At 39.9% G+C, this 12,927-nt stretch carries 3 protein-coding genes and 1 tRNA gene; 3 read left to right on the forward strand and 1 reads right to left on the reverse strand.

Going from position 1 to position 12,927, the window contains the following annotated elements; genetic code table 11:
* Positions 1–87: 87 nt before the first annotated feature.
* The 3 genes from GM418_RS12590 to GM418_RS12600 all read left to right on the forward strand — a co-directional run bounded on the left by GM418_RS12590 (position 88) and on the right by GM418_RS12600 (position 2,441).
* Entirely contained in the window at positions 88–786 is a 699-nt protein-coding gene (locus tag GM418_RS12590; protein WP_158866709.1) for a DUF5020 family protein, read from the forward strand.
* An 11-nt stretch (positions 787–797) separates the two neighbouring features.
* The gene (locus GM418_RS12595) at positions 798–2,090 is read left to right on the forward strand and encodes an NCS2 family permease (protein WP_158866712.1); all 1,293 of its coding nucleotides are present in this window, start codon (positions 798–800) and stop codon (positions 2,088–2,090) included.
* A 276-nt stretch (positions 2,091–2,366) separates the two neighbouring features.
* Positions 2,367–2,441 (forward strand) — tRNA-Val (locus tag GM418_RS12600).
* 552 nt (positions 2,442–2,993) lie between these two features.
* Here the strand turns inward: GM418_RS12600 and GM418_RS12605 are convergent.
* On the reverse strand, positions 2,994–12,752 hold the full coding sequence (locus GM418_RS12605) for a GLUG motif-containing protein (protein WP_158866715.1): 9,759 nt from the start codon (positions 12,750–12,752) through the stop codon (positions 2,994–2,996).
* Positions 12,753–12,927 lie beyond the last annotated feature (175 nt).

Genomic DNA, 12,927 nt, shown 5'->3' on the forward strand with positions numbered 1-12,927 from the left:
ATTTAAAAAAGAGGAAAGATAATTTTATGGTTTTGCCAGTTGGGCAAATTGTATATTTTTGCGAGGCAAATCTATTTATCAAAAAGAATGAAAAAACTAATTTTTACCGTTGCATTTATTGGACTGATAGTCGCAGTAAAAGCTCAAAACCTACAATTGCATTACGATTTCGGCGAAGGCCGCAAAATGCTGACTTCAACAGTTGAAATGTTTCGTCCCGATAAGTATGGATCAACATTCTTTTTTGTTGACATGGATTACGGTTCGGACCAGAGTGGTATCGACAATGGTATTTCCCTGGGGTACTGGGAAATTGCACGTGCTTTTAAGTGGAACGAAACTCAGAAATTTATGCCACGTGTTGAATACAATGGCGGAACAATGAGTGTTGGCGGTGGAGTTTGGATTCCTATTGAAAATTGCTGGCTGGCAGGTGTGGAACGTACCTGGGCTTCGGCTGATTTCTCTAAAATTTTAACCTTGCAGGCCAACTACAAGTACATCAAGAATAAAGAAGATGCAGCTTTTCAGTTAACAGCTGTGTGGACCGTACAAATGGCAGAAGGTAAATTAACTTTCACCGGTTTTGCGGATTTCTGGAAAGAAGGAATGGACTGGACATTTAACGGTGAAGCTGATACCGATTTCCGTTTCTTAACCGAACCGCAACTGTGGTATAACCCATGTAAAAATTTCTCGGTTGGTACGGAAATCGAACTTAGCAATAACTTCGTTGGTGATGAATTTGCTGTGAAGCCGACACTGGCAGTAAAATATACATTTTAAAAGTATAAATCATGTTTGAAAAATTTTTCAAATTAAAAGAAAACGGGACAAGTGCTAAAACCGAGATTCTTGCGGGGATAACCACTTTTATGACTATGGCTTATATTTTGGCCGTTAACCCTGATATTCTTAGTGCAACAGGGATGGACAAAAATGCCCTTTTTACCGCTACTGCACTTTCTGCTTTAGTGGCTACACTGGTAATGGCTTTGGTGGCTCGTTTGCCGTTTGCACTTGCTCCTGGCATGGGATTAAATGCTTTTTTTGCGTTTACCGTAGTGCTTGGAATGGGGTATAGCTGGCAATTTGCTCTTACTGCTGTTTTCCTCGAAGGAATTATATTTTTAGTCCTTACCGCGTTTAATATTCGCGAATTGATTGTAAATGCCATTCCTATCTCGCTGAAACATGCGGTTTCTGCAGGTATCGGTTTGTTTATTGCTTTTATTGGATTGCAAAATGCGGGTATAATTGTTAATAACGATGCTACTTTAGTTGGACTTGGCAATATGGGCTCTCCTGCAGTTTTAATTGCATTGGGAGGTGTCTTGTTAACCGCAGTTCTGTTGGTTTTGAAAGTGAAAGGTGCTCTTTTAATTGGTATTTTTGCAGCAACTATAGCAGGAATTCCTTTTGGAGTGACACATTTCCCGGAAGGTCATTTGATTGATACTCCACCGTCGTTGTCTCCAATCCTTTTTAAAATGGATTTTTCAAATATTTTCACAACAGATATGTTAATTGTGTTGTTTACATTTCTTTTTGTGGATATGTTTGACACTGTTGGAACGTTGGTTGGCGTTTCCTCAAAGGCGGGGATGCTTGACAAAGACGGAAAAGTTCCGAGAGTAAAACAGGCACTTTTTGCAGATTCTATCGGAACAACCTTTGGAGCCATGTTGGGCACGAGTACAGTTACTACGTATGTAGAGAGCGCATCAGGTGTTGCTGAAGGTGGAAAAACCGGTCTAACTTCACTTACAACAGCAGCATTGTTTTTGGTTGCGTTGTTTTTTGCTCCCCTGTTTACGATGGTTCCTGCAGCAGCAACTGCTCCTGCACTTGTATTGGTAGGTTTCTTTATGATGTCACCAATTCTGAACATCGATTTTGATAACTACACCGAATCCATTCCGGCTTTTATTACTATTATTTTTATGCCACTCACTTACAGTATTGCAGAAGGTATTGTTTTTGGGATGTTGAGTTATATTCTGATAAAAATATTGACGGGCAAATTTAAAGATATTTCAATCGTAATGCTGGTTTTGGCGGTGTTATTTATTTTAAAATTCTTTATTTAATTATAGAAACAAGTTCATATTCTTAAAAGAAATGAACTTGTTTTTATATTTTTGTGGTACGGGTTGTTAGCTCAGTTGGTTTAGAGCATTACCTTGACAGGGTAGGAGCCTTTAGTTTGATATAGCATATATTGTAAAGATAATCAAGATATTACAGTGATATCGTGTCTTTTTTTATGACTGGAGTGCCCTTTTTGATTTTTTCAAATACACGAAAGGCATTTTTAGATAGCTGTTTTACGATAACGTATTTTTATTATTTTTGAAGGCATACAAGGGTCGTTAGTTCAGTTGGTTTAGAATACATGCTTGACAGGCATGGGGTCGGCAGTTCGAATCTGCCACGACCCACTTAATAATCAAGACATTACAGAGTTGTGATGTCTTTTTTTACACTTCCTATTTTGATTTTTCAAATACACGAAAACCACTTTTTACCATCTGTGTTGCAATGTCTTTTCTATCGATATAATGCTTCGATGTTGTCCTGTAGTTGCTGTGTTGCATTGATATAACACGATTAATAAATGCATCTTCTCTGGTAATAACAGAATTCAATGTCTATTAAAATCAGTCAATTACAAGTTTAATAACATCGATAGTTTCAGCAGTTAATATTTTTTTAGCTTCTTCAGCAGAAGAACAATCATTTTAAAAATCCCAAATTTTATATACAACATTTAGAACTTCATCCTTATCTGGATCGTTTTCCAAAGAGAGAAAATTAGCAGCATGATACTTAACTATCCGTGCAAGTTTTTGTTGCATATCCAGTCAAAGCTGAAACTTCCTATCTCGACGAACTTTGATATCATAAAGTTTATGTAATTCGTCATGCATATTAAAAATCTGTCATGGACAAACATACTTCTATGTCTTCACTTTATTATTATATATGAAGAATTACTCCTTTATTAATTTAAAATAGACCGCTTCATCATCCTTCAGATTTATTTTTAAAATATATATTCCTCTAATTAATTGATGCACATTAATTTCAGATGGTGAGTAATCTGTTAATACAATTTTCCCTGCCATATCAAAAACTAATACATTTGTAATTAGCAGGCTATTGTGTTGAATATAAACTATATCATGAGCAGGATTTGGATAAAGTTTAATTTTTCCAGCTGATATTTCATTGGTGCCAACCGGATAATCTACTGAAATATGATTACTGCAAGTAGATGAATTTCCGAATGCATCAGTGACAGTCCATGTAATAATAGTGTCCTCTGCAGGAAATTCAGCGCCTGCCAATGTTGAAGAATAATTGAAACTATTTTCAATTTTTTCAATACTGCAATTGTCTTCAACGGTTAATGGGTCCAATTCATCCCCTCTAACAATATAAACAGAGTCGCCACTTTCAGTTGTAAAAATTTGGTCATCAACGCATATTATTGACGGTACTATGGTGTCATGAATAATTACGTTCTGAGTTTGAGTAGATGTATTTCCATTGCCGTCTTCGTAGGTCCATGTTACCATGGTTGTTCCCTGGGTTGTAATTGGCAAGGTCGCATCGTGTGTTCCGGTTACTGTTCCGGCACAATTGTCGGTGGCTGTAGGTGCAGTTAAACTGGTAACTTCACACTCAGCGGTTACATCGCTTAACGTTGACACATCCGCAACAGGCGCTGTAACATCGTCAATCACCACATTCTGGGTTTGCGTAGATGTGTTCCCGCTGCTATCGTCGTACGTCCAGGTAACGATGGTTGTTCCCTGGGTTGTAATTGGCAGGGTCGCATCGTGTGTTCCAATTACTGTTCCTGCACAATTGTCGGTGGCTGTAGGTGCAGTTAAGCTGGTAACTTCACACTCAGCGGTTACATCAGCAAGTGATGCATTATCGGGAACCGGAGCCGTTGCATCGTCAATCACCACATTCTGTGTTTGAGTAGAAGTATTGCCATTGCCATCGTCGTAAGTCCATGTAACCAGGGTTGTTCCCTGGGTTGTAATTGGCGAGGTAGCATCGTGTGTTCCAATTACTGTGCCGGCACAATTGTCGGTGGCTGTTGGTGCAGTTAAAATGGTAACTTCACACTCAGCGGTTACATCAGCAAGTGATGCATTATCGGGAACCGGAGCCGTTGCATCGTCAATCACCACATTCTGGGTTTGAGTAGAAGTATTGCCATTGCCATCGTCGTAAGTCCATGTAACTATGGTTGTTCCCTGGGTTGTAATTGGCAGGGTCGCATCGTGTGTTCCAATTACTGTTCCGGCACAATTGTCGGTGGCTGTTGGTGCAGTTAAACTGGTAACTTCACACTCAGCGGTTACATCAGCAAGTGATGCATTATCGGGAACCGGAGCCGTTGCATCGTCAATCACCACATTCTGGGTTTGTGTGGATGTGTTCCCGCTGCTATCGTCGTACGTCCAGGTAACGATGGTTGTTCCCATGGTTGTAATTGGCAGGGTCGCATCGTGTGTTCCAATTACTGTTCCGACACAATTGTCGGTGGCTGTTGGTGCAGTTAAGCTGGTAACTTCACACTCAGCGGTTACATCAGCAAGTGATGCGCTATCGGGAACCGGAGCCGTTGCATCGTCAATCACCACATTTTGGGTTTGTGTGGATGTGTTCCCGCTGCTATCGTCGTACGTCCAGGTAACGATGGTTGTTCCCTGGGTTGTAATTGGCAAGGTCGCATCGTGTGTTCCGGTTACTGTTCCTGCACAATTGTCGGTGGCTGTTGGTGCAGTTAAGCTGGTAACTTCACACTCAGCGGTTACATCAGCAAGTGATGCATTATCGGGAACCGGAGCCGTTGCATCGTCAATCACCACATTCTGTGTTTGTGTGGATGTGTTCCCGCTGCTATCGTCGTAAGTCCATGTAACCAGGGTTGTTCCCTGGGTTGTAATTGGCAAGATAGCATCGTGCGTTCCGGTTACTGTTCCTGCACAATTGTCGGTGGCTGTTGGTGCAGTTAAGCTGGTAACTTCACACTCAGCGGTTACATCAGCAAGTGATGCGCTATCGGGAACCGGAGCCGTTGCATCGTCAATCACCACATTTTGGGTTTGTGTGGATGTGTTCCCGCTGCTATCGTCGTACGTCCATGTAATCAGGGTTGTTCCCTGGGTTGTAATTGGCAAGGTAGCATCGTGCGTTCCGGTTATTGTTCCTGCACAATTGTCGGTGGCTGTTGGTGCAGTTAAACTGGTAACTTCACACTCAGCGGTTACATCAGCAAGTGATGCATTATCGGGAACCGGAGCCGTTGCATCGTCAATCACCACATTCTGGGTTTGTGTGGATGTGTTCCCGCTGCTATCGTCGTACGTCCAGGTAACGATGGTTGTTCCCTGGGTTGTAATTGGCAGGGTCGCATCGTGCGTTCCGGTTACTGTTCCTGCACAATTGTCGGTGGCTGTTGGTGCAGTTAAGCTGGTAACTTCACACTCAGCGGTTACATCAGCAAGTGATGCATTATCGGGAACCGGAGCCGTTGCATCGTCAATCACCACATTCTGGGTTTGTGTGGATGTGTTCCCGCTGCTATCGTCGTACGTCCAGGTAACGATGGTTGTTCCCTGGGTTGTAATTGGCAAGGTAGCATCGTGCGTTCCGGTTACTGTTCCTGCACAATTGTCGGTGGCTGTTGGTGCAGTTAAGCTGGTAACTTCACACTCAGCGGTTACATCAGCAAGTGATGCATTATCGGGAACCGGAGCCGTTGCATCGTCAATCACCACATTCTGGGTTTGTGTGGATGTGTTCCCGCTGCTATCGTCGTACGTCCAGGTAACGATGGTTGTTCCCTGGGTTGTAATTGGCAGGGTCGCATCGTGTGTTCCAATTACTGTTCCGGCACAATTGTCGGTGGCTGTTGGTGGTGTTAGTACAGAAACTTCACATTCTGCTGTTATGTCAGCCAATGTATCTAGATTTGGTACAGGCGGAGTATTATCTTCACTTTCGGTAACAACAATTACATTTTGAATTTGAGTGGAAGTATTTCCGTTACCATCATCGTAGCTCCAGGTAACTACGGTTGTCCCCATGGCTGTAATTGGCAGTGTTGCATCATGTGTTCCTGTAATTGTTCCGGCACAATTGTCTGTAGCTGTTGGCTCTGGTAATTGTATTACGGAACAGACCGAGATATAATCGGCAAGGGGAGACACATCTGGAATTGGTGCTATGGTATCCATTACCATAATATTAAAAAATGTACTATCGGCATTGCCACTTCCATCCTTGGCAATGATAGTTACTTCAGTCGTTCCTATTGATAGCAACGTTCCGGGCAAAGGAATTTGCAAAATATCAACATCTTGGTCGCAATTTTCAGTATAAGTTAAATTCTGTGTATAATCGTTAATAATAACCTCACAATCTGGGCCAGCAAAAATTGTGGTATCGTTATATGCTGAGGTGATTACCGGAGGTTCATCCTCGTACGGATAACCTTGCCATTTTAAAAATGGTGCTCCATTGTTCACGGAATCATTCATTGCCCAAATATAGTCAGTTCCATTATTCGTTTCGCAAACAAAATCCCAGTTTTCATTTAGAAAAAAGCTTTGATCCTTCATCTGCTCTTCAGTTAATCCATACACTAATGAGTTGGCTGGCTCATCTTCTCCAACACCCTGAATCGATCCGTTGTTATCTTTATTAAAAAATGATTCTGAAATTCTATTGTCGGAATAATCGTGATTATAATTATATCCCACAAGTGCACCAACACTTGTATTGCCAGTTACAACCCCGTAAGAATAACACCAAGTTACATCACACCAATTTCCGAAATAACCCACAAGGCCACCTACCGCATCGTTACCTGTAATATCTCCGAAAGCATAGCAGTTATATACATTGCTATGATTGTTTTCTCCAATCAAGCCACCAATATTATCTCCCCCGGAAACATCTCCTGTAGTATAGCAGGTATATATATCACTACTAAAATAGTTTTCTCCAATCAAGCCACCAATATTATCTTCTCCGGAAACATCTCCTGTAGCATAACAATTGCGAATTGTTGCTTGCAAATTATACCCGACCAATCCACCGGTATAACTACCTCCGTGTGTATTTACGGTTGAGTAACAGTTTGAAACCAACGAACTATTAGAAATTTTTCCACATAAGCCACCTACGTTGTCGTTACTTCCATTTATCTCTCCCGAAGTATTACAATTGCTAATTTCAGAAGCATCAACGAATCCGGCTAATCCGCCGACCCATCCTCTTCCGGTAATATCAACATTGGAGATACTTAAACTATCAATCTTTGCTCCGCTTAACCTTCCGAATAAACCGATACTGTCGGATGAATCACGGTTGATATACAAATTGCTGATGGTATGGCCATTCCCGTTAAAACTCCCTGTGAAAGTTGAAATAGGTTCCCAACCACTTGCTGAACTGTCGGCACACCAGGCACTGCCTGAAAAATCAAGGTCGTTCATTAATATGAAATGACTGTCAAGAAATTCGCGCACAAGATTTAAGTCTTCCAAATTCCATATTTGAAAGGGATCTGCTGTGGTGCCCGAGCCTTGTAGAGAAATCACCTCCAGTTTCTTTTTATATTTTACAATTATTTTGTAGGAATCTTTAACATAAATATCCACATAATAAGAACCTTTGTACTCTGGTCTCCAGCTGATAACAGAATCTGTTAATACCATTCCTTCCGGATAGTCTTCAATATATAATGAATCTATCTCATAATCCATTGATATTGTAGGCACTGTATCTTTAAACAAACTGTCGGCAAGTAAGAATAGAGGGCCAAAATCCAGAATAACGGGCGAATCATATATATTTTTCAAACGCGGGAATGTTTTTCCACTGGTAATTTCCCAAATGTTTGTAAAATCAAAACCGGGGAATGAACCTTGTTGCTTCATTTGTTCATTGGTCAATCCGGTTACCGTTTGACTATTTTTATCATATCCTATACCACTGTTTTGCTGACTATTTTCAGCGTAAAAATAACTTCCATTAATGGTGCACCAATCATTATATCCCACCAAACCGCCAACATAATTATCTCCGTTTACATATCCGGTAGCATAACAATTACGAATTGTTCCTTGCAAATTATACCCAACCAATCCACCGGTAAAACTTCCTCCATATGTATTTACTGTTGAATAACAATTTGAAACCGTTGCATAGTTATCGAGTTTTCCGCAAAGTCCGCCAATATTCTCATTACTTCCGTTTATTTCTCCGGAAGTATTGCACTCCTTTATAGTTGAGCCAGAAACATATCCGGCTAATCCGCCCAAATATCCGTTCCCGGTTATATTAACACTCGAGACACTTAAACTATCAATACTTGCACCGCTCAACCTTCCGAATAAACCAATACTGTCAGATGCATTACGGTTGATATACAAATTGCTGATGGTATGCCCATTCCCGTTAAAACTCCCTGTGAATGTGGAAATAGGCTCCCACCCGCTTGCTGAACTGTCGGCACACCAGGCACTGCCTGAAAAATCAAGGTCGTTCATCAACACATAGTAGCTATCGAGAAAATTCCTGATGTAATCGAGTTCCTGTAAGTTGGTGATTTGAAAAGGGTCTTCTTCTGATCCTTCGCCTTGAAAGGGAAAAACTTTAATGGTTTGTATATGCTTTCTTGAAACAGTTCCTTGTGAATCTTCTGCCCAAATGTTAAAATTATAATTACCCAGGCTGTCAGGTGTCCAACTAATAGTGGAATAGGATAATGTCATTCCTGCCGGATAGTCAGAAATAAAAAAAGAACTGATATCAAAATCCATTGGGACTGATTGTATGGTATCCGTAAATAAATTATTTATCCGGCAAGTGGACTTTCCTAACCCCAGTACTATTGGATAATCATACAAATTTTTTAATCGTGGAAATGTTTTTCCATTGGTAATATCCCAATTATTGACAAAACTAAAACCCGAAAAAGAGCCTTGTTGTTTCATTTGTTGTGTGGTAAGCCCCGTTAGCTGGCTTTCAAAAGTCGTATCAGCATATCCATAACCTTTGGTTTGACCGGTTGTTTCCAGGTTAAAATAGTTATTTGCGAAACTTGTACTCCATGCCCTTCCGATTACTCCTCCTGAAAGGCTAGTTCCCTTTATTTCCCCAATAGCATAGCAATTCTTAACGGTTGATATTTGCTTTTCCTCACTAGGATAAGCTATATATTCATCATCTGATCCCCCAATAAGACCACCTGAAAGTTCTCCTGTTACATTACCTGTAGCATAACAATCAGTTACGGAGCTTCCATCGCAATAACCGACCAGTCCCCCCACATATGATTCTGACTCTTTGTTTACGTTACCTATAGCAAAACAATCTTCGACCTGGGAAAGCCTTAAATATCCCACCAATCCACCAATATTTGTATCTATTCCACCATCAGTCCCCTGAATATTTCCAGAAGCATAACACTGACTAATGGTGGTTCTAGAGCTATATCCTACCAGCCCCCCGATCTGTTCTCTTCCTTTTATATCTCCGCTTGCATGGCTTTTAGATATTGTTACTTTACTATCTTCGTCTAAACCTACTGATCCCACAATACCTCCAATATTTTCATCCCCTCCTAAATTAACAGAAGAAGAACAATATGAAATGGATGTGCTGTTCTCGAGTTTTCCGCAAAGTCCGCCAATACCATAACCTCCGTTTATTTCTCCGGAAGTATTGCAATTATTAATTTTAGAAGAACCAACATATCCGGCTAATCCGCCCAAAACACGGTCCCCTGTAATATCAATATTGGATATACTTAAGCTATCAATGCTTGCACCGCTCAACCTTCCGAATAAACCGATACTGTCGGATGCATTAAGGTTGATATACAAATTACTGATGGTATAAGCTTTACCATTAAAACTCCCTGTGAAAACCTTAATTGGTTCCCATCCCATCGCAGAGTTTTCACTGCTCCAGGCACTGCCTGAAAAATCAAGGTCGTTCATTAAAATGTAGTCGGCCTGATAAAAATTCCGAACGTAGTCCAATCCTTCAAGATTCGTGATTTGATAAGGATCTTCTGCAGTTCCCTTGCCACCAAAAGGGATCACTTGCACTATTTGATTATATTTTGTAACAGCTCCATATGAGTCCTTAGCACAAATGGTTACATAAAAAGTACCCAGGCTGTCGGGAATCCAGGATATCACCTGGTTATTTAAAGTCATTCCTTCCGGAAAGTCTTCTATATAGACAGAGTCAATATCGTTATCCATAGGAATCATGGATAATGTATCTGAATATAAATAATTCACCCTGGTAAAAATTGAACTATCACCGAGTATGATGGGATTATTATAAACATTTTGTAATCGGGGAAATGTCTGTCCATCAGAGATAGTCCAAATACTATTAAAATCAAAACCCGTGAAAGAACTTTGTTGTTTCATTTCTTCGGTGGTCAGTGCCGATCCGTAACCGTCACTATAACCACTTGTCTCCTTGTTGTAATAATTATTTGTGATGGAACCTGAAGGATTTCCTCCAACAAGTCCTGCAGTACATGTATAGCAGCCTTTTACATATCCGGTAGAATAACAAAGATAAATATTTGAATTTTCGTTATAGGCAGATAAGCCGGCAACATATTCATCACCCGAGACACTCCCTGTGGCATAACAATTACTGATAGCACTGTTTAAATTATAACCCGTTAATCCACCAAGATAATCGTTTCCGTTCAAATTTCCATCGGCATAACATTGGCTAATGGTGGTTTCAGAGCTATATCCACATAATCCACCAAGATAATCTTCTCCGCTCACCTTTCCAATTGTATTCGATCCTTCAATAGTCGATGATGAACTTTTGCCTGCAATTCCCCCAATATTATTTCCTATTCCATTTAGGTTTCCGGATGTATGACAGTTAATTATATCTGAATATTCAAGATACCCGGCAATTCCTCCTACATCATTATTCCCAGATACATCAATATTATTAACACTTAAATCATCTATAGTGGCATCAAGAATAGCACCGAATAAACCAACCTGGTCAGAAGCTTCACGATTTATGCGTAGATTACTTATAGTGTGTCCGTTACCATAAAAGTTGCCAGAAAAACCATAATCAAGACTACCAATAGGACTCCACCCTTCATCAGAATTATCATAACCCGTATAATCAAGGTCGGTCATCAGTATAAAACTATTGCGACGAAAATTGCGCACACTGTCAAGCTGTTCCACACTCCTTATTTGATAGGGGTCGTTAACGGTGCCAGAACCTTTATACGATACCACTGTAAGCTTTTGTTTATAGCTGGTAGTAGTTCCGTTTAAATCTTTTACTACAACGGTCATGTAATAATTGCCAAGGCTGTTGGGTATCCAACTAAAAATGTTATTGTTAACAGTCATTCCCTGAGGATAATCAACAATATAAATTGAATCGATATCGACATCCATTTGTACAACATCAATCGTGTCGGTATTAACCTCATTCGAATTTAACGGATATAATAAATCCAGAATTATTGGATTATCATCCAAATTATTGAAACAAGGAAATGTAACTCCATCATTAATCGTCCAAACGGAAGAGAAGTCGAATCCCTGAAAAGAACTTTGTTGTTTCATTTGGGCGGTTGTAAGTGCCGTTACAGATTGATTGTTTTTATTTTCCCCAATACCTTTTTCGCGTCCGCTACTCTCGCTGTTAAAGTAACTGTTTGCGATGGTAGAGGTAGGATCGATATACCCAATAAACCCCCCTGACGAATTATTCCCGGTTACAACTCCCGTAGAATAACAACCAGTAACACTGGTTGATTCAATAATCTCTCCAATAAAACCACCTGTATTAGAATGATCATCAGCAGGCAAGGATTCTGGTCGAAAAATATTTCCTGTTGCATAACAATCACTTATTGTTGATCCTTCTGCTGAACCAATTAAACCTCCCAAAATACTGCCACTAATTATATTTATGTTAGAGTAGCAATTACTAATTTCACAGTTTAAGGCAGCTCCCAATAATCCTCCGGCATTTCCTGAAGTTTGCATGGTTATATTACCGGTTGAAGAACAATTGCGAAAAATTGCCTCATAACCTAATCCCACAATTCCACCAGCTGAGGAAATAGATTCTCCTGTTATTTCTACATTAGAAAAGGAGTTGCTGAGGGTTTGATACTGACTTTGTCCTACTAAACCCCCAACATATGCTTCTCCTGTTATTTTGCCGCTGATATAACAGTTGCTAACTTCTGTATATTCACATCTGCCTATCAGTCCACCAACACGCTCTTTACCCGTTATATTACAATCTTCAATAATTACACTGTCAATTTTAATAGCATCTTTAATGTAGCTAAATAATCCAATGTATTCAGTATTAGGCTGGTTAATATAAAGTCCTGAAATAACGTGTCCTTTACCGTTAAAATAGCCTGAAAAAAATGTACTACTTTCATTGGGGTCCCCTATTGGCGACCAGCCGGTTGTACTGTTAATACTGTCGTATATTGATCCTGTAAAATCGAGATCGTTGATTAGTTCGAAATAGTCTCCAGGATTATTACGAACACTATTGAGTTGGCTAATTGTGGCAATTTGCCAGGGATTATCTACTGTTCCGTCACCTCCTGCGTATTGTGCTCTTGCCGGATTAAAAATAAAAATTAGAGATGCAATAAAAAATACAGGCAGAATTTTCATTATTTTCAATGGTTAAATAGAAATTACCATTTGCAAACAATTGAAATTTAGAAAGTCTGAAGGTAAAAACTCATCTTCCTTACTATTTGCATTTATAACTTCCGGGTTTGTATTTTTTAATCTAAAAGTAGTGCTTATCAAGCAAATGTCAGAATAAAATACTATGACAAATACT

The sequence above is a fragment of the Maribellus comscasis genome, from assembly GCF_009762775.1.
Classification (GTDB): Bacteria; Bacteroidota; Bacteroidia; order Bacteroidales; family Prolixibacteraceae; genus Draconibacterium; species Draconibacterium comscasis.

Coding starts and splice junctions, on each gene's coding strand:
- GM418_RS12595 (WP_158866712.1), top strand. CDS start 798: ATGTTTGAAAAATTTTTCAAATTAAAAGAAAACGGGACAAGTGCTAAA.
- GM418_RS12590 (WP_158866709.1), top strand. CDS start 88: ATGAAAAAACTAATTTTTACCGTTGCATTTATTGGACTGATAGTCGCA.
- GM418_RS12605 (WP_158866715.1), bottom strand. CDS start 12,752: ATGAAAATTCTGCCTGTATTTTTTATTGCATCTCTAATTTTTATTTTT.